Source organism: Nostoc sp. NOS(2021), assembly GCF_017115025.1.
Lineage (GTDB): Bacteria > Cyanobacteriota > Cyanobacteriia > Cyanobacteriales > Nostocaceae > Nostoc.
The window spans coordinates 1-25,608 of the sequence record NZ_JABXKM010000087.1 but is presented as its reverse complement, the minus strand read 5'-3'; the positions used below and the strand labels follow the sequence as shown (position 1 = coordinate 25,608).

The window sequence follows — 25,608 nt, the reverse complement described above, 5'->3', positions numbered from 1 at the left end:
AGTCCCCAGTCCCCAGTCCCCTGCTATATATTTTGTGTTTTCTGTCAATGCGTAAGTACTAATCTGGTGAAAAAGAATGTAGAGACGTAGCAGTGCTACATCTCTACAAGGGTTTTGGATAACGCATATTTAATTTCTGGAGATGTCTTTATGTGTAATATTTTGTTAGTGAATACCTCTGCGTTTTGATGCTTCTGATACTAATCTATAAGCGACAGAAGAATAAGCGACTTTTAAGCACCTGTTGGGAATTAGCGATTAAGGTGGGCACTGTTACCCACCCTAACATTCTAACTTGCTACTGCCTCAGCAGGGGCTGCCTCAACAGCAGCTACGGGTGAATAAACACTAACTTTTTTACGAGTTTTGCCCTTTCTCTCAAACGTTACAACACCGTCGATTAAGGCAAACAGAGTATCATCGCTACCAATACCGACGTTGTTACCAGGGTGAAATTTGGTGCCGCGCTGACGCACGAGAATGTTTCCTGCACGTACAACTTGACCGCCATAACGCTTAACACCCAGACGTTGGGCATTAGAATCACGACCGTTGCGTGTACTACCTGTTCCTTTCTTATGAGCCATGATTTCCTCTTGTGTATCTACTTCTTTTTATTATTCAGCAGCGGTTTCAACTTCTTCGGCAGGAGTATCATCTTTAACGGGGATTTCCTCCTCTGTTGCTCCTTGGGCAGCAAACACTGCACCGTTAAGGGTGATGGAGTCAATCATAAGTCTGGTAATTTCCTGACGATGCCCCCGCTTTTTGCGGGTTTTCTTTTTCGGCTTCATTTTGTATACCAGAACTTTACGACCCCTAAAATGTCGCATTACAGTCCCTTCTACAGTCGCACCTGTCACTAATGGCTGTCCAATGGTGACATCGCCCTCGTGCTGCACGAGTAATACGGAGTCTATTGTAACTTTTTCATCTGGTTCGGTCGTAAGCAGTTCAATGTCGTAAAACCGCCCTGGCTCTACTCGTATTTGTTTGCCGCCAGTTTCAATAATTGCGTAGGTCATGGAATTGTCCTTGAGGTTGCCGTACAGGTAGCTGGTTTTTATCTCCTGTAGAGACGCTTTTACCAGCTTTTGTAATATGTCTACCTGATCCGAGCAGGAATTAGACAGACAATCTAACATACTATTTTATTAACAGGTGTCAAGTCAAGCTCTAACAGGATTTTTGGGTTTGGCATTGATGTCTGGTCAGCCTGAAGATGAAAAATCAGCTAATTCACTACTTTGCGATCGCTCATTTTCCAAGAGTGGGAAGGAATTAGCCAACAGTTGTTATGGGCGTAGGCGTAGCCCGTCGTAGACATAGCCCACCCGCACGAATGTAAATTGCATTTAAAAATCAGAATCAATGCTTTTTATATAAAAATTGCTACTATCTTAGGGCTGAATTTTATAAAGTTTTAAAACAGTATTAGCCTAAAAGTTATATTTTCTTATCAAAATCAACACATTTGTCTTCTTTGTTTTAGGATCAAAGTTAGATGCTTAATCTATCAATTCTTTACATAAGTTGGTGAATCCCCAGGAGTTAATTTACCACATTCAAAGCTGATATTTCAAACAGGAGATGGATTGTCATGACACAGCAAAATGCTGCCCGACTTTTTCAAGCCGTAAAAGAAGATCAAGCATTACAGGAAAGACTCAAAGTAACAGCTGATCCAGAAGCTTTCATCAAGATTGCTCAAGAGCGTGGCTATGACTTCACCGCCAAAGAACTGGACAGTGAGATCAGCAAATTGTCTGAAGAAGATTTAGCCACCATTGTCAATCCAGGATGGGGGACTAGACGCCACATTCATCCTAGATAATTCCTGCTCTAGGAAACCGAAGTATAAGAACAACTGAATTGACAAGTTTTGCTCCTCAAGGGGATATAGTTGCATCATCTCCTTTAGGGGCATTCCTGTTAAACGCAAGGCTCAGATCCCCGACTTCTTAGAGAAGTTGGGGATCTCGTTGTTCACGAATGATTAAGTAGGGATATTATGTACCGATCCTCGGCTATCTTTTTTCTGTGGCAGTATCTATGCAATATCTGAAGAGAGTTAAAAATCCTTTTTCTGCTTCCCATGTCCCCACCGCCTGAACTCATGAGTTAGGATGACTATATTTTAATTAGGTGATATGAAAAGAATAGAAGTTGAGCAAAGAACTATTTTAATTGGTTTGGCAGGTAGTTACGGCTATGGTTTAAATCGTCCTGATTCCGACTTTGATTATCGGGGAGTATTTATCGCACCAAAAAGCTACTACTTGGGATTTGATCGCATAGAACAAAAAGATACTGGTTGGGATGAATCAGGAATATTTCCATTCCTGGATGGCAACAAAGACACAGTTATATATGAATTAAGAAAAATCCTCCAGTTATTAGCGGGCGCGAATCCCAATGTTTTAGAATTGCTCTGGTTAAATAACTATCCTTTTTTAAGCGCAGTCGGCCAGCATTTAATTAATCATAAACAGTTATTTTTGAGTAAGAAGGTAAAACATACTTACACTGGTTATGCCTTTGCCCAAATCAAAAAGATGGAAACTCATCGTAAGTGGTTGTTAAAGCCACCGCAAAAAAAACCAATACCATCTGACTTCGCCATAGAAGACGAAGCACCCCTCAGCAAAGATGAGCTAAATGCTTTTTTGGAGTATCTTTATAACTTAATCAGAGGACGGATTGAGTTTTTGGAAGAAGCGGAACAATTATACCAATTGCTGACAGCAGATATTGATTTTAAAGGAGTGCTAAAACAATATACTTTACCGGATGAAACTTTGGAATATACTCAAAAGTTAACCAATAGCCGTAAAGATTTTATCCGTCTGCTTCAGAAAAGCCAAAGCTATCAAATAGCTTTAAGAGAATGGAAGGCTTACTTATCTTGGCAAGAGAATAGAAATCCGGCTAGGGCAGAAATGGAAAGAAAGTCGGGTTTTGACCTCAAACATGGGATGCACTGCATTAGATTGTTACGCAGTGGAGTAGAAATATTGCGGCAAGGTGAAGTGATTGTAGATAGGAGAATCGCTGGTGATGTTGAGGATTTAAAAGCTATTTTAAAGGGTGAGTATTCTTATGAGCAGGTGATGAAAATAGCAGAAGATTTGGTTGCCGAAATGGAAATTGTTTACGAACAATCTGCCCTACCTCACAAACCTGATTTGGAGCAAATTAATGAGTTGTGTATGGAATTGGTGGAAATGCAGAATTGGTAAATTAAAAAGTTAGGAGTTAGGAGTTAGGAGTTTCTAAGTAATTTATCACTCATAACTCATAACTCATAACTGATTTTAAATACTGTACATTAAGTCAGCAAAGCCATAGAGGCTGATGATGAGCAATAGAGATGCTGTTATTTGGGTAATTTTGGTCTGGGGTGAGGGCGCGATCGCTTCCCGCACTAAGATAGAAATAGATGCCCCAACTACTAAGCTCAAGCCTAAGATTAAATATGGTCTGTCGGGTAAAATACTGGCTATTGCCAGCATAGCGATCGCTAATAAGAGCATCAATAATTCTACAAATCTGGGCGGGTTGTATTGGCTAGATAGAATAAAGCTGTTGAACCAAAAAGACCAAAATCTCATAGTCAGTGTTGAATGTTAAATGTTGAGTTAAGAGTGCTGAGTTAGACTCTGCCAATTTTAGATTTTGAATTTTGGATTTTTTCGTCAATCCAAAATCCAAAATTAATTAACTCCTAGCCCCTAACTTTTGACCTGTGCCGTTTTTTTGTGCAGTATCACTTTCTGGTAGTTCGACGCCAAAGATGCGGCTAAAAGCTTTGGCGACTTTGTAGCCAGAATCAATCGATTCTAAGGGGTCTTTCCGCAGTCTGTGACGCAAGCATAGCGTAATTACGCGATGGATATCATCAACTGTAACTTCCGTGCGTCCTTCGTAAGCTGTTAGGGCTTTGGCGGCGCGGTTACTAACGATGTCACCCCGCAAACCATCTACATCCAGTTCGGAGCAGACTTCAGAAATTTTCACCCGCAGATCATAGTCAATTTTCACTTCTGGCAAAAGCTGTTGAGCATTGACAATTTGCTCTTGCAATGCTTCTTGCTGGGGTTTGTACTTTTCGAGAAATGTTGGCGGATTTTGGTCAAAATCCGCCCGTTGTTCCACAATTTGCACCCGCAAGACTGGTTCTTTTACTGTGTGAATTTCTGCGTGCATCCCAAAGCGATCGAGTAGTTGGGGGCGCAGTTCGCCTTCTTCTGGGTTTCCAGAACCCACAAGCACAAAACGCGCTGGGTGACGGATAGAAATACCTTCCCGTTCTACAGTGTTCCATCCACTGGCAGCGGAGTCGAGTAACACGTCTACAAGGTGGTCATCTAGTAAGTTGACTTCATCCACATAGAGAATGCCTCGGTTAGCCTTTGCCAGCAGTCCCGGTTCAAAAGCTTTGACACCTTCAGATAAAGCTTTCTCGATGTCGATTGTGCCACAAACTCGGTCTTCTGTAGCTCCTAGCGGCAGGTCTACCATTTGGACTTTTTTGTGAGTTACAGGAATTTCCGCCCCTTGTTCTAGCAGTTGGCGGACTTCATCGCTCATCAAGTCTGGGTCGCTAGGATCACTACTGAAAGGGTCATTGGCAACCACAGAAATTTCTGGCAGCAGATCCGCCAGCGCCCGGATAGTTGTGGATTTCCCGGTGCCGCGATCGCCCATGATCATTACACCACCAATTTTGGGGTCAATCACGTTCAATAGCAGCGCCAGTTTCATTTCTTCCTGGCCCACAATTGCCGTAAAAGGAAATACTACGCGACGCGCACTTGCCGTGGATTGAGCAGTTGGACTCACTAAATTACCTTAACAATATTTTTCTTATTACAGTTCCTTATTGTGACACAGGTAGGGCGTCGGGGAATGTGAAGATCAGGGAGATGAGGGAGCAGGGGGAGATGAGGGAGCAGGGGGAGCAGGAGAAGAATAACAAACAATGCCCAATGCCCAATGCCCAATGCCCAATGCCCAATGCCCAATGCCGATACCAGTGTCTATTGGGCACTAATGACTACTAACTATGTCAAGCATCTTATAACTTTGCTAGGTCTGCTTTAGTTTTTATGGTGCAAAAAGTTCCATAAGCAGGGAACGAACAACTACCAACTCATTAATCTTATAGTAAGCATAAATACTGATAGACTATATGGTTAATAGATTCAATCATCAAAGCAAGCAATGGCGTGTGTGGGTAGCTAATGCATCATTTAAATCTATGAAATTATCTTTAATTGTTCAAAGTTGGCGGCGTAGATGCACAGCAGCTTGTCGTCAGACATCGCTGAAGTGTCTTTTTCCGATTCTCATTTTAATATCCTTTGTTACGGTATTGTTGGTAGACAGTTTTATCCCTGCGCCCACCTTCGGTGATCGCTTCAGCGCGATCGCACAGTTACCCCGTCAGGAAATTCGCGGGGTTTGGATGACCACTAATGATTTTGACACCCTCAAGAATCGGGACAAAGTGCAGGATGCGGTGAGTCAACTGCGGCGGATGAACTTCAACACAATCTATCCTGTGGTGTGGAATTCTGGCTATGTGATGTATCCCAGTGCCTTAGCACAACATGCAGGTATTCAACCTTTTGTCTACAAAGGTTTAGATGGACATGATATTCTTGCAGACCTGATTACCCAAGCCCACCGCAAAGGATTGCTAGTAATTCCCTGGTTTGAGTTTGGTTTCATGGCTCCCCCAACCTCAGAACTGGCACTGAATTATCCAGATTGGTTCACACAAAAGCGGGATGGTAGCCAAACTTCGATCAGTACAGGGGGTGAGGTTATGTGGCTTAATCCGTTCCATCCACAAGTGCAACAGTTCATCACCAATCTCGTGCTGGAAACTGTTACCCAATACGATGCCGATGGCGTTCAGTTTGACGATCACATGAGTTTGCCCTCAGAATTTGGCTACGATCAATATACAGTTGCCTTGTACACCCAAGAAACCAATAATGCTCCCCCAAGTAATCCTCAAGATGCAGCATGGGTACAGTGGCGGGCAGATAAAATTACGGCGTTCATGGTACAACTTAACCAAGCTGTGAAGCAGAGAAAACCCCAGGCGATTTTCTCTGTTGCTCCCAATTACTATGATTTTGCTTACAAGTTTCACCTGCAAGATTGGCTGAGTTGGATGCGGCAAAATATTGTGGATGAGTTAATTGTGCAAATTTATCGTCCGAATCTGCAAAGTTTTGTGGCAAATCTTTCCCGCCCAGAAATTCAAGAAGCGCAACAAATAATTCCAACTGGAGTTGGAATTATGACAGGGTTAAGAAATAATCCAGTTCCCATGCAACAAATTAAGTCTCAGGTACGGGCTGCCCAAGAACGCGGTCTAGGCGTAAGCTTCTTTTATTATGAAAGCCTTTGGAACGATTCCCTAGAACCCTTAAACGAGCGACAAGCTGGATTTGAAACTCTCTTTACATCTCCCGCACTCCGCGCCAGAATTGAATAACTCAGCGATCGGATTGGAAGTAAGTAAGTCGCCGCAAAAATTTCTAGTTATGTAACAAAAAGTTAATAAGAATGTTTTTTTTTGTGTTCAGCCGCAGCAAGGTTATCAAAGACGGCTTTAATCATCGCTGGCGTAAATTCTTTAGAAGAAAAACCGTAGTGACCACCGATGATTTTGGGGGATGAGGAAGATGTTACTCCCCATGCTTCATGGATAGCAGCGACTACATCCAAATACAATGATTCACCAGATGCGCCTGATTCTTTGGTGCGATTGAGAACTGCTATGGTACGAATAGGGCCTGGTAAAGCGGCAACAAAGCACTTTGCATCAAATGGGCGATATAGTCGTACTTTCAAAACGCCCACTTTCTCACCACGGGCGTTGAGGTAATCGACTATTTCACGTACAGCCTCACAACCAGAACCCATCAGTACAATAACTCGTTCGGCTGCTGGGTCGCCGTGGTATTCAAATAGTTGGTATTGTCGCCCAGTCATTGCGGCAAATTCATCCATGACTTTCTGAGTGATGTCTGCACAAGCTAGATAGTAAGAATTGACAGTTTCTCTAGCTTGGAAGTAGACAAACCTGTTTTGTGTTGTACCGCACAAAACAGGTTGGTCGGGGGTAAGGGCGCGTGAACGATGGGCAAATACTAATTCATCTGGAATAAATTCTCGTAAGTCATCTTCTGCTAAAAGTTCAAGTTTTTTAATTTCATCGAAGGTACGAAAGCTATCAAAAAAGTGCAGAAATGGTATTCGTGATTCTAAAGTTGCCCGTGTTGCTATCAAAGCAAAGTCTTGGGCTTCTTGCACTGATGTAGAATATAACATGGCAAAACCAGTACCACACGCTGCCATGACATCGCTGTGGCCGCCAAAAATAGAGAGGGCTTGCGCGGCTAGCGATCGCGCAGCAATATGAAAAACTGTAGATGTGAGTTCTCCGGTAATTTTATACATATTAGGAATCATTAACAATAATCCCTGCGATGCTGTAAATGTCGTTGTTAGTGAACCAGTTTGCAAAGCACCATTTACAGCAGCAGCCATACCTTCTTCATTCTGCATCTGTACCACCGAGGGAACAGTACCCCAAATATTGCGTTTGCCTTCACTAGCCCAAGCATCTGCCCACTCAGCCATTGGTGAAGAAGGAGTAATTGGGTAAATTGCAATGACCTCATTTAGTCGATAGACGACTTGGGCAACAGCCTCATGGCCGTCTATGCTTACAAAGCTTTTCTTGCTCTTCTTCATCTTCTCGCACCTGTGAGAGTCTCTAAGCGCTAGTCATAATTAAGCTGAATCTACATTAGACATTACGACTATTACCCGACATGAAATTTGCGCGGATAACGTAGCCGAAGTGGTTGTGTTGGACGTGTTCGCCCGAAAGTGGAAAACGAGAATAATAACGTACTCAAAAGTTAGCTATATAATTTGAAGTCAAGCTAAGTTTTGCGGACAGTAGCCCAATCCACGGATATAACTTTGTCGGAATACTTCAATTTCATCAGGCTGCGGTCTACCATGAGAAACTACCGCTACCTTATAGCATTCCATAACATTAATTGCTGATTGTCCAGCTTGCAAACTGCTCATAACCTGACTAATCAACTCGGATGGTGAGTAAATAATTCCCACTTCATTCAAGAAAGCTCTAATATCTTTATCCTTTTGTATAGAAACAAAAGATTTTATTTTGACGTTGATTATCCAACCATGAAATTGATTAATTACAGTAACATACTCAACATAAAAGTCATTCCTACTCAAATATTCAACAACACGCAGTGTCAGACTAGCATTGGCCAGATTGTAGAGGTATTGCATAATTTCTAGAGCAGAATTGAGACTTTCAACAAAATAATCTCTAAATCTAAAGATTTGATGAGGATTCTAGGTTTTTACAAAAAAATAATTAGATAAATTTCTCACAATCAAAGTAAAGGTAAATATTACTTTTTATAAAGATTTGTAAAAAAATATCAGAAATCAAGATTTAAATTAACTAGCTGTGCAATTTGTGACAATATATTAAAACTGCATAGTAAATTTGACCAAGTAAATGGTATGTGCATGTTGATAACGAAGGTGTGATAAACATCTTCTTTGGATGCAACTGATGAAAATTTTGTTGGTAGAAGATGACATATTACTGAGTACAGCACTAGTAGAGTTGTTGAGTGCAAATCGTTATACTATCGACATAGCAAGCAATGGACAAGCTGGATTAGAACTAGCGATATCGGCTGAATATGAGTTGATTTTGCTGGACTGGCTAATTCCGAAACTGGATGGTATTACCTTGTGTCGGCAACTGCGATCGCAAGGCTACCGTAAACCCATTCTGTTGCTAACAGGGAAAAATTCTAATGCAGATATTGTGGCGGGGTTAGATGCAGGAGCAGATGATTACGTCATCAAACCATTCGACCCAGAAGCATTACTAGCAAGAATTCGCTCTTTATTACGACGGAATGCGGCAATCTCATCATCCAGGTTAACCTGGGGAAATCTCTGTTTAGATCCAAGTGCCGCTAGAGTAATTTATAATCAGCAAGAAATTGCACTTACAGCAACAGAATACAATCTGCTGGAATTGTTTTTGCAAAACCCAGATCGGATCTTTAGTCGTTCAGTGATTCTAGATCGGCTTTGGGGATTTGATGATGCACCGACTGAAAATGCAGTTACGACTCATATTAAAGACTTGCGAAAGAAACTGAAAACAGTAGGTCTGGCAGAAGAATTTCTAGAAACGGTATATGGCATGGGCTATCGCATCAAGCCTGCACCTAATCGCTCCATCTCTGTTGGGGAAACGAATCAAGATGGAAAGAAAAAACCCGATCCCAAAGATATGACTTCTGTAAATCGGGTGCTGGAGAGATTCCGTAATTCCTTTGTGGGACAGGTTGGAGTGCTGGAGCAGGCAAAAACTGCACTCTTGACAGGGAATTTAAATCAAGATTTACAGCAGCAGGCATTACATGAAGCCCATAAGCTAGCAGGCTCGATGGGGTCGTTCGGTTATCCAGAGGGTTCCCAGCTAGCACGGAAAATAGAGCATTTGCTGTTTGAAGATTCCTCGCTATCTCCAGAGCAAATCTCTGATTTTTCGCAACTGGTAACAGCATTACAGCAAGAGTTAACCAAGCCTGTTGTCACTTCCACCGCTCAAAGCTTTGCGATCAACCAAACTTATCGTCTGTTAGTAATCGATGATGATGCGACACTAACGGAGCAGTTGCAGGCAGAAGCCGACTCATGGGGGATCAGGATGAAGGTTGCACCAAACTTAGCAACAGCCCGATCGCTTTTTTCCCTAGCAATTCCTGACGCTGTTTTACTGGATTTGAGTTTTCCGACAACAGAGGAAGATGGATTAATATTATTGAGCGAGATAGTACAGCGATCGCCAAATATCCCAGTTATTGTTTTTACAGGACGAGATACCCTTGCAGATCGACTGGCAGTATCGCGTTTAGGAGCTAAACAATTTTTGCATAAACCGGCGACAACCGAGGAGATTTTTCAAGCGATCGCTCGTGTCCTACCTCAACCTCAAACTTCAGAAGCCAAAGTTTTAATCGTAGACGATGACCCTGTAATGCTGGCTGGATTATCAGCGTTGCTAACTCCTTGGGGGCTGGAAGTAACAACCCTCTCCCAATCACAGCAATTTTGGAAGGTGCTGATTGCAACATCTCCAAACTTAGTAGTACTAGATTTAGAAATGCCAATAGTTAACGGCTTAGAGTTGTGCCAAGTCGTGCGCCAGGATGCCCAGTGGGGAGATTTACCTATTTTAGTAGTTACAGCCCATACTGATGCAGAATCCCTTCAGCAAGCTTTTGCTGCCGGAGCGGATGATTTTATCAGCAAGCCAGTGCTAGGGCCAGAACTTGTGACACGGGTACTGAGCCGGATTCAAAGAACGCGCTGGCGCTCTCAGGCAGGGAAAAGTAAAGCATGATCAGAAATTATCAGCAATTATTAGCCTACGGTGTTGCTATTGGCTCAACTGCGATCGCCCTGCTACTATCACTCTGGCTTGAACCGCTTATATCTCGAACCATTGGTGCATTTTTCTACATAGCTATCATTGTGAGTACTTGGTATGGAGGCTTTCGACCAGGGATCGTTACAGTTGTCCTTTCGACACTGGCAATTGATTATTTGTTTATGCTGCCGCGATATGAATTCTGGATCAATCAACCACAAAAATTATTGCGGCTAAGTATCTTCTTACTGGTTGCCTTGGTGATTAACCTGGTTACTAGCAATCTTCAGCACAGCAGACAAAAGATTAGACAACTTAGCCAAAAATTGGCTCAGGAAAATGCCGAGCAACTGCGGATGACTCTTGACGAGCGCAAACAAGTACAAGGAACGGTGCAACAGCAATTTGAGCAACAGCGCTTAGTGATGGAGATGACCCAGCGCATTCGGCGATCGCTCAATTTACAAGATATCTTGCAAACCACTGTCGATGAAGTCCGGGATTTTCTTAAGTGCGATCGCGTGACTATCTTCCAATTTTATCCAGGTTGGGGTGGAACGATTGTTGTTGAGTCTGTTGCACCAGAATGGATGCCTCTTTTACCACTCCAGATTTACGACCCTTGCATTGGTGAAGAGAACGTCGAACCCTTTAAAGGGGGCTTAGTCACTGCGAAAACTGATATTTATACTGCTGGAATTAGTCCCTGTCACGTTGAATTTTTAGAAAGTCTCCAGGTGAGGGCAAATCTGGTTGTTCCCGTTTCATTAGGAGATGAATTGTGGGGATTATTGGCAGCTCATCAATGTGCGGCTCCTCGTGAGTGGCAATCTTCAGAAATTGCTCTTTTGCGGCAGTTAGGGGCGCAGGTAAGCATTGCTATCCAGCAAGCAGCTTTGTTTGAACAGGTACATACTGAACTGACGGAGCGCAAACAGGCAGAAATTGCCCTGCAACAACTGAATGCCGAACTTGAGCAACGGGTGCAAGAACGCACTGCACAACTGACAGAGACTAACGATCGCTTGCGAAAAACAGTGATCGAGCAGCAACAAACCCAACTCACACTTTTAGAACAAGCGCATCAGTTGGAGCTTCAGGCTATAATCACCCGAAATATGGCGGAAGGTATTTGCTTAGTCAGAGCTGATAATGGAGTTATTGTCTATGCCAATCCTAAATTTGAGCAGATGTTTGGCTATGATTCTGGTGAACTCAATGGTCAGCACGTTTCGATTGTGAACTATGCCAGCGAATCGTTAACTGCTGAAGATGTAAATCAAGCCATTGTGTCTGCCGTCTTACAAAATAGTGAAGCCACATATCAAGTGCAGAATGTTAAAAAAGATGGTACACCATTTTGGTGTAGTGCGACGACTTCTGTATTAAGACATCCCGACTACGGCGACGTTCTGGTTGCGGTTCACCAAGATATCACTCTCGCCAAAGGCATCGAAGACGCTTTACGCCAGAGCGAAGAAAAGTTTCGTCAATTGGCCGAAAACATCCAAGCAGTATTTTGGATCAAAGATATTCGCAATCAGCAAGTTCTATATGTGAGCAATGCCTATGAAACCATCTGGCAAAGAAGTTGTGAGAGCTTATATCATAACTATTCAAATTGGTTAGATGCAATTCACCCAGAAGATCGCCAGCGCGTCGAAATTGAATTCATTGAAAAGTTCAGAACAGGACAATACGATAAAAAATATCGCATTATCCGCCCTGATGGCTCAATCCGTTGGATTCGCGATCGCGCATTTCCGATCAAAAATGAACTAGGAGAGTTAGTTAGGATTGCTGGTATTGCCGAAGACATCACTGAACTAGAACAGATTGATCTGATGAAGAATGAGTTTATTGGCATCGTTAGTCACGAACTCCGCACTCCCTTAACTGCAATTCGGGCAGCACTGGGCTTACTACAAAGTGGTATCTACGACAAAAAACCAGATAAGTTCAAGCGGATGATTGAGATTGCAGCCATCGACAGCGATCGCTTAGTGCGTCTTGTCAACGATATTCTCGATTTGGAACGCTTAGAATCGGATCGAACTGTCTTAGAAAAAACCACCTGCAAGGCGGCTGATTTAATTCAACAAGCAGTAGCGGGAGTGCAAGCGATCGCCAATCAGCAAAATATTACCTTTAAGATCCACCCTAGCAATGCTCAAGTTTGGGCGGCTGCTGATGCCATTGTTCAAACTCTCACCAATCTGTTAGGTAATGCGATTAAATTCTCGCCTGCCGATTCTACTATTACCCTGAGTGTCCAACAGCAAACAGATCGCGTACTGTTCCAGATCACGGATCAAGGACGAGGTATCCCGGCAGAGAAGTTAGAAGCAATCTTTGGACGATTTCAGCAAGTAGATGCCTCTGATTCTCGCACCAAAGGCGGCACGGGCTTGGGATTGGCAATCTGTCGTAGTATTATTGATCAGCACGGTGGGCAAATCTGGGCACAGAGTACTGTTAGTGTCGGCAGCAGGTTTTTCTTCACTCTGCCATTGCCACCAGAGGAGAGCAAATGACTACCAGACTAGTATTAATTGTGGATGATGAAGAACGAATCCGCGAATTAGTACAAGCTTGTTTAGAAGACTTGGGAGGATGGGACACCCTGACAGCTGCATCAGGGTCAGAAGGATTAAAAATCGCCCAGACAGAACCCATTGATGCGATTCTGCTTGATGTGTCTATGCCCGACATGGACGGCTTTGCAGTATACGAAAAACTTCAGGCAAATTCTGCAACCCAACCAATACCAGTGATTCTGTTAACAGCGAAAGTCCAAGGGAGCGATCGCGCCCGTTTCGCCCAGATGGGAATTGCCGGGATTATTACCAAACCCTTTGAACCCACCTCCATTTGCGAGGAAGTTACTAAGATTCTTCGGTGGGAGGATTAATTTTTAATTTTTGTAACAAAATCTATATCTTTATTAGTTTTTTATTTTTGTAATTTATCTTTCTTGGTTACAGATAAAAATCTTTTATCTTACACCAATTCTATGTGAGGCTGCGCTTTATTCACGTAGGGGCAATTCATGAATTGCCCCTACAGCGCGGTTTTGGGTAAGTTCTATAGGCGCATCTTCAAAAAGAAATGGTATATGAAGACTTGTCAAGCTCAAAGGTCGGAAGAAACTATAACTTTGACTTTGTTTCCCCTTCAAAGTCGCGCTGTCAGAGAAATTAAAGGCTGTTGGTGTGGCTTTTCGGTTTTTCATCCACAAACAGTGATGATTCGTGCTATTCCTCCCCAATAGTGGCAGCAAATTGCAGACAATGCTTTGACCAAGCGATAACTTTGCGTTCTAAAAATGATTGATATAGCAACGGACAAGAAGGTTAGGACATTAACTGATGATAAAACCTATATACAAACAGACTTTCAACCCAGTCCCCAGTCCCCAGTCCCCTGCTATATTTCCCAATAACTATCTCTGACAGTGGGAACTGTTAAAACCCACATCCGAAATATTTTACGCAAGTTTAATATTGGCGATCGCACCCAGGCTACTGTAGTTGCTCTGCGTTCTGGCTTTGTGGATTAATGTATCGCTTCAATATAAATAACATTTTTAACTCTTCGGAGTCTAATTAAATGAAATGAATATGCTAAGGGAGGTAAATATAATCGGCAAAACGATATTACTGATTGATGATGAACTGAATGTACGTGAGATAGTAAAATTTTGCCTCCAAGATTTAGCTGGTTGGAATGTGGTGACAGCAGATTCTCCATTAGCAGGATTGCAGAATGCAATACACTATAGTCCTGATGCGATTGTATTAGATATCTCAATCCGTGATGTAGATAGTTTTCAGTTTATGAATAAACTAAGAAATAATCCAGAAACTCAAGCTATTCCTGTAGTTCTGCTCAGTGCTAAAGCGCGATGGCTAGATTCGCAAATTTTGCGACAGTATCAAGTCGCAGGTGTAATCCCCAAACCTTTTAATCCAGTTACCCTCCCTGCTCAGGTTGCTACACTACTGGGTTGGGATTTTACTTCACTAATGGATTAAACAAGAATGCGTAAAACATCCAATATATATAGCAGTTGCCAGGTAGCGGTTGACATCAGCTAATCAGAAAACACTGACAGAAAGAGACTTTCAAGCCTGTTAAGAGTTCCCTATTAAGAGTTCCCTATTCCCTGTTCCCTGCTATATCAATACGCTTGGGTTAAGCAAAGCGCAACCCAACAAAGCCCCGCAAATGTTGGGTTTCGTTCCTCAAACGCGACATCTAGTTTGCATATCTAAAATTCTTAAAACTCTTGTGAGATGGGCCGAAAAGCCCGTCCTAATTATGCAATTTAAATGTGGAACAGCTGATCAGGGGTAAGCACTAAAAAATGTGAAACACTAGTACAGCACGGCGGAAATAAACCACCCATTCAAAATCAATGAAACGCTTACTCTGTATTCATTTTGAATTTTGAATTTTGAATTTTGAATTCCGCCTTGCGGTACTAGTGCCTTGGTTAATACCAAATTTTCGCCTATTCATCTGCTTGACTAGGCTTGATCATCTGATGTTTCTTCAATCTCAATTTGCCAAGATTCTCCTTTATCATTTGGTGGAAAAAGGTGAATTTTGCCTTTATTGGAAAACTGCTTCAACTTTTGGATTAACTGGGGAATAGCATCGACGATATGCAGATAACTTTCTATGTCATAGCAGATAATGACTAACATCAGAGGACTAGTATTTATCTTGAAATACCAGTGACAATTTGATAATAAAACTCGCATAATTGGGCCGCAGGCTTGATAAAATCGCCTGCAAGTAGCTTCTTCTAATTGCCTGTAGAATAACTCGTTAAGTATAGGTGCTCCAGTTGGAGGCAAATCATCTGCGGGAAGGGGGGATTTATTCATAATCAGTAATTAGGAATTGGGAATTATTAGTCAAAAAAATACAAGCTTTCTGCCTGTTTTAATCACGCCATCTGCTCAAAGATGGCGCGACGAGCATTTTCGTAGTTGCACCCAATATCGCGTTTTCATAGCAAGTGTTCTTGTTCTTGTGTTGCAAGCCATTGCAGTTCTAACCACAAACGCGGATCTGTCTGCTTTACCTTCGACATCGGATCTCGCAGCAGATGTGTAGCATTTAGGCAGACAACCTCAACCAATCCCGCATATTCTGCTACTTCTCTGAGTATAGATATCTGGGCTTTGACAGCAGCAATCAGATTGTCAGGGCAATAAATTGTGAAGTATGGCAGAAAGTGAACACGAGGTCTTCCCCAATAAGACTCAATGAGTTTAACATGACAGTGTTTTAGCAATTCCTCGACTTGTGGGAAAGAATGAGCAATAACCGTTTTGAATTCTTTGACTAGCTCTTGTTCATACCAACTTGTGTTCATAGTTATAACTTTCATGCTGAAAGTAGTAATTGGGAAATTTTAATTGTGAGTTAGTTTTTCTACTAATCACTGATAACTCAGTACTTACCGAATTTTAGATTTTAAATTTTAGATAATGGAATTGAAGATTCAAAGTCCGTCTTGGAAAGTTTGCTCAAGTCAAGCCAGCCGCTTGCGGGGGTTCCCTCGTTTTGCCCACGCCAGTCCGCAAAATTTAAAAAGGTCTGAGAGAAAGCGAATTTAAACGCGAGAATAAATCTAAAATTAAATAACAGAGCCAGTGACTTGATTTCTCTTTTCAATCTAAAATCTAAAATCTAAAATCCCAAATTGTGTGACCAGCTTTGGCGCGAAGATTTTTTGGGATACTGTGTAGTACAAAAAGGTCGGCGAAGCAATTTTTTACTAATACTGGTTCCATTCTCCTCAAACACTATCAAGTGCAATACTTGCTCTAGGAAACGCCGTTTGTCAAAAATGCCTTGAATCAGCACCTCTAGTTCAGTTGCGCCCTTGGCAGGAAAGTCCTCACCATCAATGGTGCGCCAGGGTAAAAACTCCTGCCAGTCCGAGGTTAATGTACCGACTCGTGCCCGATTTCCATAAGTAATAACTAGGAATGTATTGTAGTCAAACAGCTTCGGTATTTGTTCAATGTAGGTCTGAATTCGCTGATAACCTGCTTTGAAAGTGGCCTGTTGATCACTTGACTGAAGCGAGACAATAACTGCCAAGGGTAAACCGTTGATAAAGACAACTAGATCAGGACAGTGAGCATAACTCTCCTCAACTACAGTCAAGGGATGAATAGCTAACCAATCATTGTTCAGTAGATTAGACGTATCAATGAGCCATAATTTGTCATGAACTATTTCTTGGTTATACAGGTATTCAACTTCCACACCATCGGTCAAGAATTTGTGAAAGCGACGGTTATTTTCCAGCAAGTCGGAACTCTCTGTGCAAGTAACCTGATAGATAGCTGCGGCGATCGCCTCGTCAGGTTTTTTCGGGTTAATTTTCTGCAAAGCGTCATGGAAGCGATCGCGCAAAACCACCTCAGTATAATTGCTGCGCCCTATCTGATGCTTACCTAAAGCAATATCTGGCTCTAATAAAACTGTGTAGCCAATGACCTCAAACCAAGTGAGCAAAGATGGTGTGATCACAGATTGTGTAAGGTCAAAACGGCGGCGAAGTTTTCTTGTAACACGACTCGCTTTGGCAGTTGTTTTTTTTAGCTGTGCTGGATTCATGAAGAAGACTTAATTTGAGTCAATGCAGAAGCTAGGCACGAGCTTGCTGTCATTGGTTGGTATATTCACTAATGGACGTATACGGCTTTTCAGTAACTATCAAAGCTAAAATTGCTCTGCAAGATTGTATCTAGTGATACAATTACCAATAATATTGGTAAAACTGTAATAAACAGTTAGAATTGGTTCTGTTTAATGCTTAACCTTTGTTTCCTGCTCTAAAAACAGGTTGCCAATATCAAATAAAAGTTGCATAGTACCTCGGTAGCCAACCTTGGTGAACTGACCATGATCTAAGCGGTCAAAAATGGGAATCCCTTGACGATAGAGAGGAATTTTTAAGCGTTGAGCGATCGCAACTCCATGAGAGTTGGTAATTAGTAAATCAGATCCAACCGCCAATTGCTCAAAGTCTTCCAAATCGCCGATAGTAACGCTCTTAATCGGAAGTTTTTCTAGCAGAGGAAAGCGTGTTGTTGTCACTGCTGAGTGAATTTCAACTCCTAGCGATCGCAGGAAAGAAACTGTTGACCAAAGTAAATCCGGTTCCAGTGCTAAAGAAACTCGCTTGCAACCAAAGTAAAAGTGATTCTCCAACATCACATGTTGTAACTGACGGCGTTGACGGCGGTATTTCTCCGGTACGCTGACACCACTGATATCCGCCAATGCTTGCAGGAATTTATCTACTGCTGCTAGTCCCGTCAGTTCCCCAAATACCTCATAAGGTATATTGAATCTCTGCTCCAAAATTTGCGCCCCAGCCCGCATACTATCACCTAGTGCCAAAGTGAATACAGAACTGCTAATTGAGCGCAACTGTGCTGCATTTGTGCCATTAGCTGTAATGGCACTAGAAGAATCTTCTATATGACCATCTAGTGAGCCAGAAAGGTCAGGTACAACAATAGGTACGAGTCCAAAGGAGGTGACAATCTCTTTGATTTCCTGTACATCCCCTGGTGTGAAAGCAGAACTCGCCAAAATAGTGATTTGTGTAGGACAAGCATCTTGCTTAGAGCTTTTTTGAGGGATTTCCCTGACTATACTCTCAACTGCACCAGCAAAACCATCCTGTAATGTACCTTTGAAATCTGGTGTAGAGACAAGCACAATTGGTAAATAATCTAGTTCTGGGTGACGGTGACGAATCTCCTTAACAAAGCGCCCCATATCATCGCCTCTGGTTTCCACAAGTCCAGTGCTACAAAGACCGATAATTTCTGGTTTGGATCTCTGCACCAAAGTCAAGATTGCTTGTTCAACTCTTTCCTCGCCACCCAAAATAGTTGCAACTTCTGTCATCGCCGTACTGGAAAGGGGAATCGTCTGACGGAAATGCTGTACTAATACCGCCTTAGTCAAAGCAGTACAGCCTTGAGAACCGTGTAATAAAGGCATGATTCCCTTCAACCCCAAAAAGGCTAAAACTGCACCCACAGTTTGGCTTTGCTTCAGGGGATTAACTGCAACAGATGTACTCGTAACGCTAATAATCGCCATCAAATCTTCTCCTCTGAAGAATTTCCTGCTGACCACGGGGCTGGCTGGTATACTTGCTCCCACACAGGGTTGTAAAAAGCGGCATACAGTTCTCGTGCTACCTCTAAGATTCCTATATAGCCTGCATAGGGATGGTTGCGTTCTTGATTAATGTCTAGGAATGGAATTCTAGCTGTGAGAGAGGTGTCTTGATGGCGTTTATCAGCAATTAACATATCAGCTTGATTTTCGTTAATTATCTGTAAAATTTCTTCAAGACTATTTTGTTCTAGAATTATGCCATCTTGACCCAGCAAACTTTTGACTCTAATTCTATCCTCCTCAGTATTATTCTTAGTACTAATAGCAATAACTTCCATCCCCAATTTCTTCGCAGCAAAGATAATCAACCAACTCTTGAAACTTCCAGTAGAAAGGATAACGCGCTTACCTTGCAATCGGGTAATATACAGAGCAAGTTTTTCATCTATTGCAGCAGTTTCTTCTGCAATTAGTTTTTCTGTACGTTCCTGCAAATCTGGATGATCCAACTTTGCAGCAATGTTTCTTAGGCACTGATTGATTTGCTCTACACCATAAATAGACTCTTCAATATAGGGAATGCCATATTGTTTTTCCATCCCTTTTGCCATATTGATTAGTGCTTTGGAGGAGAGGAGCACGTTAAGCTTGGCACGATGGGCATAGCAAACTTCTTTGTAGACAGCATCGCCTGTAATTTTTGCCAAAACTCTAATACCTAATTTCTCCAATAACGGTAGAACATTCCATATTGCACCTGCGATGTTGTATTCACCAATTAGGTTGATGTCATAGGGTGTAGTAGTATCTGGTTCAGCTGTTCCAATAACGTGTGAAAGCATTGCTTCACCAGCGACACGGTTGCCCAAATTTTGGTTCCCAATGAATCCAGGGCAATGTACAGGAATAGTGGGTATTCCTGTTTTCTCGGTGGCATCTTTGCAAACTCCCTCTATGTCATCCCCAATCAAGGCGGTGATACAAGTGGAGTAAACAAATACCGCCGCAGGTTTGTAGCGTCTTTCTAATTCTAAAATGCCTTTGTACAGCTTTTTGGCTCCACCGAAGATGATATCGTTCTCATCTATGTCGCTGGTAAAGCGTATCTTGTACAGCATCGAAGCAGAGGAGAGACTGCTATAACTTCCCCAAATACTGGCAGCACAGCCACTTGGCCCGTGAACTACATGAGCAGCATCGGTGATTGGTACTAAGGTAATCATTGCACTATCAAAAGCGCAACTCCCTTGAGTAGTTCCAGGTTGAGGTAATTGTGTGGAGGACTTTTTTTTATGCAGTTTCTGCTGCTGATGAGCATCTTCGGAATTGGAGTCACTGAGTGAATCGTTGATTTTTCCTGATGTGGGATTCATTTGTTTGGTGACAATAGGTAGAATTTGTTAGATGTTAACTGAATTCCCAAAGGCTTTTATAGGACTTTCATTTATTAATGTATCTAAAACATGGAATAAAAGGGAATGATCAAGAGAATTTATCATTCCCTAAAATATAAACATCAACTAGGTTAGAGAAGGAGAAAACAAAAACACTAACTAAACTATTAAAGTATTAATTTTGCTGTGTATACTTTAGTAGATTAGTGTTAACACAGTGATCATAAAATACTCAGAGGTTAAGATTAGCTATTCGATTACCTCCATTTTAAAAGATTGGTGAGAAAGTGGGCGAGAATCGCCCACCTAATATTTACTTTGCATTTAGCACTTGAGTCCGAACAAGAACCTTACTTCTTCTAGCTACCGGAAACTATTTCGACGTTTCCTTTTTTCACTGCTTCTAGTGCTTCCCCTTGAACGTCTTCTAGTTTCTTAGCAGCATCTGCTTGGCTAATCATTTTTGCAGCATTTTCTTCACTTTCAAGGATGCCGAACTCAATCAACAAATCTTCTAGCTCATCCATCTCGATGGGTGTGGGAACTGTAAGATTTGTATTGTTGATAATCTTGTCCGCTAATGTGCGGTATTCATTAGCTTGTTTGCTGTCAGGCGCATACTCGTTCACTGTCATCCGGCGCAATTCGGCGTGTTGCACGATATTGTCACGCGGGACGAAGTGAATCATGTGGGTATTCAATCTAGCTGCCAGGGTGCTAATCAGTTCATCTTCCCGGTCAGTTTGACGGCTGTTACAAATCAGTCCACCTAAGCGCACGCCACCAGTGTGAGCGTACTTAAGAACACCGCGAGCAATGTTATTAGCTGCAAACATCGCCATCATTTCACCGGAGGTAACGATGTAGATTTCTTGGGCTTTACCTTCACGAATAGGCATGGCGAAACCACCACACACAACGTCGCCCAATACGTCGTAGGATACGAAATCTACGTCTGAGTAAGCGCCGTTTTCTTCGAGGAAGTTGATGGCGGTGATGATACCACGACCAGCGCAACCTACACCAGGTTCTGGTCCACCTGATTCTACGCATCTGATATCCCGGAAGCCAGTGATTACCACTTCTTCGAGTTCGATATCTTCCACAGCGCCCCGTTCAGCAGCTAAGTGCAACACGGTGGTTTGAGCTTTACAGTGCAGGATCAATCGGGTAGAGTCAGCTTTGGGATCGCAACCCACAATCAAGATGCGTTGACCCTTTTCCGCCATCGAGGCGAGGGTATTTTGGGAGGTAGTAGATTTCCCGATACCGCCTTTACCGTAGAAAGCAATTTGTCTAATTTTTCCGTCGGACATGATGATTGATCCTGTAATTGTTTGTTTGGTGGGTTTGTCGGTTTATGAGGCGTTGGCACAAAGTGCCTACCGGAGGTACTCGCGCTGTAAAATTACAGCAGTGACCTTATGTAGAACGTCGTTGGAGGTGCCCGTTCTACAGCAAAAAGAGTCCGAATCGAGAACATATTCAAGTTTTGGTCAGTTTTCGTTGTCCATTAGTCATTGTTTTTTCTGACTAATAGCTAGAGCGATAAGACATCACTCAAGGAATATTGCAAGTATTACCAGACGTTCACTCAAATGATTTCTCTGGCGGTAGTAATACCAATTGGAAAAAAGAAAGCTACAGATTCTAAGCTGGAAACCCAAATTCAATCCGAATCACGTTAGCGTAGCGAGGCGTAGCCCATTACGAATTACGAATTCAGCATTATTCAGTTGTTGTAATCCCTGAAGGTTGCTCATACCTAAAGAGTGGTTCAGTAGGAATTTAAATTTATGCAGAGTTATTCCCTAAACCACACAACCAACCATTGCAATCCACTCTAAACAGTCGCTACAACTTCCCCAATTTTGCTAATATCGTAACCGCCGAGAATTTCAAATTGTGAGTGAACCATCCGATGTCCCAAAGTACTGAGCAACTGTTGTACAGGTGCTTCTTCTAGATATTCCTTGAGAATCACCAAATCATATCGTGACTGATGTAAAGGGATAAATCCCAGCCCAAAAGCGGTAGCTACAGATGCCGTACTCATACCAGCATCGGCAACTCCTCTGACTACAGCTTGGGCAACATCTTGGTGACTTTTGAGTATATTATCAAAGCCCTGAACAGCATCGAACGGTATTTGCTCCTTTTGGAGTGTTTGTTCCAAAAGCATCCGACTACCAGAACCTATTTCGCGGTTGACAATAGTCGCTCCCCCTGCTATTAAGTCAGTAACTGTTCTAATTCCCATCGGGTTCCCTGACTTCAATAAAAGTCCCTCCTCCCAGACACCAAGGGTAATCAGAACTGCTTCCCTTCCAGCCAGAACATCTCGAACAAAGGGAGTATTATACTCACCAGTTTCAGGATCATACAGATGCATCCCAGCGATGTGCGCCTCACCTCGGCATAGACTGTGCAATGCAGCCATGCTATTGGCGAAGTTATATTGGACTCGCAGTTGGGGATGCCAGCGTTCGGTAGCTCTTGCCCATAGTGAAATCACAGGGGCACAACCAGCAATCACAACCGTGTTGTGAAGTGTGTCGAGATTATCATCTAGTAGCCTGACTCGAACTTTATTTGTACCTTTTTGGCTAGTACCTTCACCATCAGCCGGAATCATGTCTTGGCGAAAAGCATCCTTACCAATCAAGGGATAAGCTATCCATTGTCCTCCCACACGAGCCATACTAACTCGCAGTTGCTGACCATTAGGGACAGGCTTGGCAAGAACTGCTTCAACTTCAGGTAAATCCCGATCTAACCAGAATAGATCCTCAACTTGACAGCCAAGCGCTTTGGCCAAGCGAAGTGTTATGGCCACTGAGGGAGCATATTGTCCCGACTCTACACCACTAATAGTCTGACGAGTCACACTAGCGATGTTAGCCAAATCTTGTTGGCTCATGCCTAAGCGAGTTCTAATCGACTTCAAGTTATTACGGAGGTCACTATCCTGCTTCATTGGCTTTGTCTCTTAGTTTCAAAAAGCCGTAGCGGATTTAAACATTACATCTGCCAAGGCGAAAGTCTGGTCTTTGAGTTTATATCATTTCTCTTTGACTACATGACTGTGCTTTCGCTGTCTTGATTCCCCATATAAAAAGACTATCACATCAATTGCCAATTTGCTTGCCAAGCGCAAATTATTTTTGCGGGTGGTTGTTTTTTACCTGCTATTTTGGCTCAAAAGCCCCAAATTCCAATAAACAGAGCATTTGTCTAGCATGAATTTCTGCCAACTTAATTGGTAAAAAGTAGTATTTAATACAGTTTTAGAAATTCACAGGACTTACGCATCAAGTACGAAATGTAGGGGCAATTCATGAATTGCCCCTACGGGAAATCAAGGCTTTCACTGCCTTTTTGCGTAAGTCCTGATTCATTTGGGCTTCTCAAATCTCAAGCAAACTTATCCCCACTTGTGGTTAGACTTGTTGTGGATTGTCACCCAAGAACAATAACCCAAGCTATTTGTTACCGGATTTTTCTGCAATATTCAATCTGCAAAAAACCGTAAGTACCAATCTTCACCGCAGCAGTCCCCAAAGTGATTTTATTTTTTGGAAGTCCTTAAAACCAAACTCAACTCAAAATAATTCAAAATATTCTCTTTGCTCCCAGTTAGTCACCTGCTTTAAATAGTCTTCTGGTGGCTGATCAGCGACGGACTGCAAAAAGCGATTAATTTCACTCTGTTTCATCTTAATGATGAAGTTTATGAACTGCTGACCCATTTTTTGAGAAAAAAGTTCGCTTTGGCTCAAATCTGAAATCGCCTCTGGCAAACTTTTGGGTAAGGTCGGATTTTCTGTAGTGTAAGGTGACTCTGTTGGGGAGCCAGGGTCAAGTTTATGATCTACACCATCTAACCCAGAAATTAATTGCGATGCCATATACAGATAGGGATTGGCTGCTGGTTCTCCAACTCGGTTTTCAATGTGGGTGGTGGGGTCATCAAAACCGCCTTGTAATCTAATCATTGCCCCTCGGTTTTCCAATCCCCATCCTGCACGATCAGGAGCTAGGGAATAAGGTCTAAATCTTTTGTAGCCGTTAATTGTTGGGGTTGTGAACACAGAAGCAGCATTGGCGTGTTTGAGAATACCACCAACGAAATGTTTACCTAAATCTGACATGAGGGTTTTGGTGTTTGCAGACATGAAAGCGTTCTCGCCTGTGGTTCGGTCTACAAGGGATTGGTGCAAATGCCAGCCATTAGAAGAACAACCTTGTAGTCCTGGACGACACATAAACGATGCGATGTAACCTTGTTGACGGCAGATTTGCTTGGTCGCCATTCGGAATATGATCATTGTATCCGCAGCTTGCAATGCCGGAATCGGGTCAAAGGTAAATTCAAATTGACCGGCACCCCCTTCGTTTTCGACACTCCTTAAAGGCAATTCCATTTCAACTAAGTTTTCTGCCAAAACGCGCAGTAAGTCGTGAATCTCTGGATTGTGGGATTCTAAAAGGTATTGGAAGCTATGCTCTACGGCGCTAACTAATGCAGGTTCACCAGGTTTTCCAGAAGTACCAACATCAGCGATCGCTAACATCGGATCTAACAACTTTGCCAGATACCACTCAACTTCTAAGCCGACAATATGCTCCAACCCTCTTTGATGTAACTCTACCAATGATTGGCGCAAAATACCGCGACTGGAAAAGGGCATTACCTGGCCATTTTGAAAGTACTCGTCACAGAGGATAAAGCCAGTGCGTTTTGCCCAAGGCACAATTTTGAAGGTATGAGGGTCAGGAACAGCCACAAGATTTGGCGCACCAGTCATCTGAGGCATGTCTAAGCTACCGCCCGGAACGAAGGGGTTAAATACTATTGCACCACCAGTATCAAACAGGAATGTCCCTGTGCTGATTTGCATACCGTTTTCTAAGGCGCTTAAAAACGCTTGGGGTAAGAGCGACTTGCTGCGAACAATGCCATGCTGGTCTGCCCAAGCGGTACGAATCAACAATAGATCCCGTTCTTTGACAACAGCCTTGAGCTTTTCAGCTGCTTCTTTTTGGATTTCTGTCCACAGGTGATGACGCTCAATAAATCCAGGTTTTTTCATTTGGATTGCCTAATCAAGTTCAACTGCTTGTGCGGTTAGTTTGAAATTAGCTTTCATCAGCCGATTCCACTCTTGGTAATAACCGCGAATTGCTAACTCATCTGTTACAGTCCCGGTGATTACACCATCTTCATCTATATGATGGCGAGCGCTGATGCCAAACCCGCGATTCTTCGTATTACACGCTTCTAACCCAATAGACATAGGAGTGAAAATGACGTAGGGACAATTCATGAATTGTCCCTACCAAGGATTTCGAGCAACGCAGAATTAATTTTCACTCCTATGTCTAATCTATCCTTGGAACCTAAAGCAATTATCCCAGCAATGCAAATCCAATGGTCTATTTTTCTCAAAAAATCGATTTTATCGTAAATCAAAGGGTTTAAGACCCCAACAATACAGGTAGCGCGGAGTCGGAGCCACTCCG

Annotated in this window: 24 protein-coding genes and 2 pseudogenes; 9 read left to right on the top strand and 17 right to left on the bottom strand. The window is 42.6% G+C overall.

What is annotated here, in order from left to right:
* Positions 1 to 290: 290 nt before the first annotated feature.
* Entirely contained in the window at positions 291 to 587 is a 297-nt protein-coding gene (gene rpmA, locus HWQ41_RS10785; protein ID WP_292762385.1) for a 50S ribosomal protein L27, read from the bottom strand.
* Between the two features lie 30 nt (positions 588 to 617).
* Positions 618 to 1,025 (bottom strand): 50S ribosomal protein L21, encoded by a 408-nt coding sequence (gene rplU / locus HWQ41_RS10780; protein ID WP_292762387.1) that lies wholly within the window; start codon positions 1,023 to 1,025, stop codon positions 618 to 620.
* Positions 1,026 to 1,161: 136 nt separating this feature from the next.
* Between rplU and HWQ41_RS10775 the strand changes: the two genes are divergently transcribed.
* The 3 genes from HWQ41_RS10775 to HWQ41_RS10765 all read left to right on the top strand — a co-directional run bounded on the left by HWQ41_RS10775 (position 1,162) and on the right by HWQ41_RS10765 (position 3,239).
* Positions 1,162 to 1,323, top strand: a complete 162-nt coding sequence (locus tag HWQ41_RS10775) for a hypothetical protein (protein ID WP_292762382.1) — start codon at positions 1,162 to 1,164, stop codon at positions 1,321 to 1,323.
* A 277-nt stretch (positions 1,324 to 1,600) separates the two neighbouring features.
* On the top strand, positions 1,601 to 1,834 hold the full coding sequence (locus tag HWQ41_RS10770) for a Nif11-like leader peptide family natural product precursor (RefSeq protein ID WP_292762380.1): 234 nt from the start codon (positions 1,601 to 1,603) through the stop codon (positions 1,832 to 1,834).
* Positions 1,835 to 2,150: 316 nt separating this feature from the next.
* On the top strand, positions 2,151 to 3,239 hold the full coding sequence (locus tag HWQ41_RS10765) for a nucleotidyltransferase domain-containing protein (protein WP_292762379.1): 1,089 nt from the start codon (positions 2,151 to 2,153) through the stop codon (positions 3,237 to 3,239).
* A 75-nt stretch (positions 3,240 to 3,314) separates the two neighbouring features.
* Here the strand turns inward: HWQ41_RS10765 and HWQ41_RS10760 are convergent, their stop codons facing one another.
* Positions 3,315 to 3,611, bottom strand: coding sequence for a hypothetical protein (locus tag HWQ41_RS10760; protein ID WP_292762376.1), 297 nt, complete (start codon positions 3,609 to 3,611; stop codon positions 3,315 to 3,317).
* Between the two features lie 106 nt (positions 3,612 to 3,717).
* Entirely contained in the window at positions 3,718 to 4,842 is a 1,125-nt protein-coding gene (bchI, locus tag HWQ41_RS10755; protein ID WP_292762373.1) for a magnesium chelatase ATPase subunit I, read from the bottom strand.
* A 349-nt stretch (positions 4,843 to 5,191) separates the two neighbouring features.
* On the opposite strand from bchI, the gene HWQ41_RS10750 reads away from it, so the two are divergent.
* A complete protein-coding gene (locus HWQ41_RS10750) occupies positions 5,192 to 6,511 on the top strand; it encodes a glycoside hydrolase family 10 protein (protein ID WP_292762370.1) in 1,320 nt (439 codons plus the stop codon).
* A gap of 92 nt (positions 6,512 to 6,603) precedes the next feature.
* On the opposite strand, the pseudogene HWQ41_RS10745 reads toward HWQ41_RS10750, so the two are convergent.
* Both HWQ41_RS10745 and HWQ41_RS10740 read right to left on the bottom strand, forming a co-directional pair.
* A pseudogene (locus HWQ41_RS10745) lies at positions 6,604 to 7,776 on the bottom strand (pyruvate:ferredoxin (flavodoxin) oxidoreductase); the annotation flags it as partial.
* A 189-nt stretch (positions 7,777 to 7,965) separates the two neighbouring features.
* Positions 7,966 to 8,352: a hypothetical protein gene (locus HWQ41_RS10740; protein ID WP_292762368.1), complete on the bottom strand. Its 387-nt coding sequence runs from the start codon at positions 8,350 to 8,352 to the stop codon at positions 7,966 to 7,968.
* A gap of 292 nt (positions 8,353 to 8,644) precedes the next feature.
* Between HWQ41_RS10740 and HWQ41_RS10735 the strand changes: the two genes are divergently transcribed.
* Genes HWQ41_RS10735 through HWQ41_RS10725 form a run of 3 tightly spaced genes read left to right on the top strand, consistent with a single transcriptional unit; the run spans position 8,645 to position 13,436 of the window.
* Entirely contained in the window at positions 8,645 to 10,498 is a 1,854-nt protein-coding gene (locus HWQ41_RS10735; protein ID WP_292762365.1) for a response regulator, read from the top strand.
* On the top strand, positions 10,495 to 13,059 hold the full coding sequence (locus HWQ41_RS10730; protein ID WP_292762363.1) for an ATP-binding protein: 2,565 nt from the start codon (positions 10,495 to 10,497) through the stop codon (positions 13,057 to 13,059). Before HWQ41_RS10735 ends, HWQ41_RS10730 begins: the two co-directional genes overlap by 4 nt.
* A complete protein-coding gene (locus HWQ41_RS10725) occupies positions 13,056 to 13,436 on the top strand; it encodes a response regulator (RefSeq protein WP_292762361.1) in 381 nt (126 codons plus the stop codon). Before HWQ41_RS10730 ends, HWQ41_RS10725 begins: the two co-directional genes overlap by 4 nt.
* A gap of 117 nt (positions 13,437 to 13,553) precedes the next feature.
* Here the strand turns inward: HWQ41_RS10725 and HWQ41_RS10720 are convergent, their stop codons facing one another.
* Complete coding sequence (locus HWQ41_RS10720) at positions 13,554 to 13,757, bottom strand: hypothetical protein (protein WP_292762358.1); 204 nt, start codon at positions 13,755 to 13,757, stop codon at positions 13,554 to 13,556.
* Positions 13,758 to 13,955: 198 nt separating this feature from the next.
* On the opposite strand from HWQ41_RS10720, the pseudogene HWQ41_RS10715 reads away from it, so the two are divergent.
* Positions 13,956 to 14,084, top strand: a pseudogene (locus HWQ41_RS10715) (LuxR C-terminal-related transcriptional regulator); the annotation flags it as partial.
* Between the two features lie 61 nt (positions 14,085 to 14,145).
* Positions 14,146 to 14,559: a response regulator gene (locus HWQ41_RS10710; RefSeq protein WP_292762355.1), complete on the top strand. Its 414-nt coding sequence runs from the start codon at positions 14,146 to 14,148 to the stop codon at positions 14,557 to 14,559.
* Positions 14,560 to 15,054: 495 nt separating this feature from the next.
* Here the strand turns inward: HWQ41_RS10710 and HWQ41_RS10705 are convergent, their stop codons facing one another.
* The 10 genes from HWQ41_RS10705 to HWQ41_RS10660 form a co-directional block, all read right to left on the bottom strand.
* A complete protein-coding gene (locus HWQ41_RS10705) occupies positions 15,055 to 15,417 on the bottom strand; it encodes a hypothetical protein (protein ID WP_292762351.1) in 363 nt (120 codons plus the stop codon).
* Between the two features lie 125 nt (positions 15,418 to 15,542).
* Complete coding sequence (locus tag HWQ41_RS10700; RefSeq protein WP_292701144.1) at positions 15,543 to 15,911, bottom strand: hypothetical protein; 369 nt, start codon at positions 15,909 to 15,911, stop codon at positions 15,543 to 15,545.
* A gap of 317 nt (positions 15,912 to 16,228) precedes the next feature.
* Positions 16,229 to 17,167: a type I restriction endonuclease gene (locus HWQ41_RS10695; RefSeq protein WP_292762348.1), complete on the bottom strand. Its 939-nt coding sequence runs from the start codon at positions 17,165 to 17,167 to the stop codon at positions 16,229 to 16,231.
* A 192-nt stretch (positions 17,168 to 17,359) separates the two neighbouring features.
* A complete protein-coding gene (gene nifN, locus HWQ41_RS10690; protein WP_292762346.1) occupies positions 17,360 to 18,670 on the bottom strand; it encodes a nitrogenase iron-molybdenum cofactor biosynthesis protein NifN in 1,311 nt (436 codons plus the stop codon).
* Positions 18,670 to 20,064 (bottom strand): nitrogenase iron-molybdenum cofactor biosynthesis protein NifE, encoded by a 1,395-nt coding sequence (gene nifE / locus HWQ41_RS10685; protein ID WP_292762344.1) that lies wholly within the window; start codon positions 20,062 to 20,064, stop codon positions 18,670 to 18,672. Before nifE ends, nifN begins: the two co-directional genes overlap by 1 nt.
* A gap of 380 nt (positions 20,065 to 20,444) precedes the next feature.
* Positions 20,445 to 21,401 carry a nitrogenase iron protein gene (nifH, locus tag HWQ41_RS10680; protein ID WP_094331809.1) on the bottom strand — a complete coding sequence of 319 codons (957 nt, stop codon included), beginning with the start codon at positions 21,399 to 21,401 and terminating at the stop codon, positions 20,445 to 20,447.
* 527 nt (positions 21,402 to 21,928) lie between these two features.
* Positions 21,929 to 23,062, bottom strand: a complete 1,134-nt coding sequence (locus HWQ41_RS10675; protein WP_292762341.1) for a substrate-binding domain-containing protein — start codon at positions 23,060 to 23,062, stop codon at positions 21,929 to 21,931.
* 625 nt (positions 23,063 to 23,687) lie between these two features.
* The gene (locus HWQ41_RS10670; RefSeq protein ID WP_292762338.1) at positions 23,688 to 25,178 is read right to left on the bottom strand and encodes a glutamine synthetase family protein; all 1,491 of its coding nucleotides are present in this window, start codon (positions 25,176 to 25,178) and stop codon (positions 23,688 to 23,690) included.
* A gap of 9 nt (positions 25,179 to 25,187) precedes the next feature.
* Positions 25,188 to 25,412, bottom strand: a complete 225-nt coding sequence (locus tag HWQ41_RS10665) for a hypothetical protein (protein ID WP_292762335.1) — start codon at positions 25,410 to 25,412, stop codon at positions 25,188 to 25,190.
* Positions 25,409 to 25,608 (bottom strand): hypothetical protein (locus HWQ41_RS10660; RefSeq protein ID WP_292762332.1); only part of this gene is annotated, 200 nt, incomplete at its 5' end. The genes HWQ41_RS10660 and HWQ41_RS10665, both read right to left, overlap by 4 nt.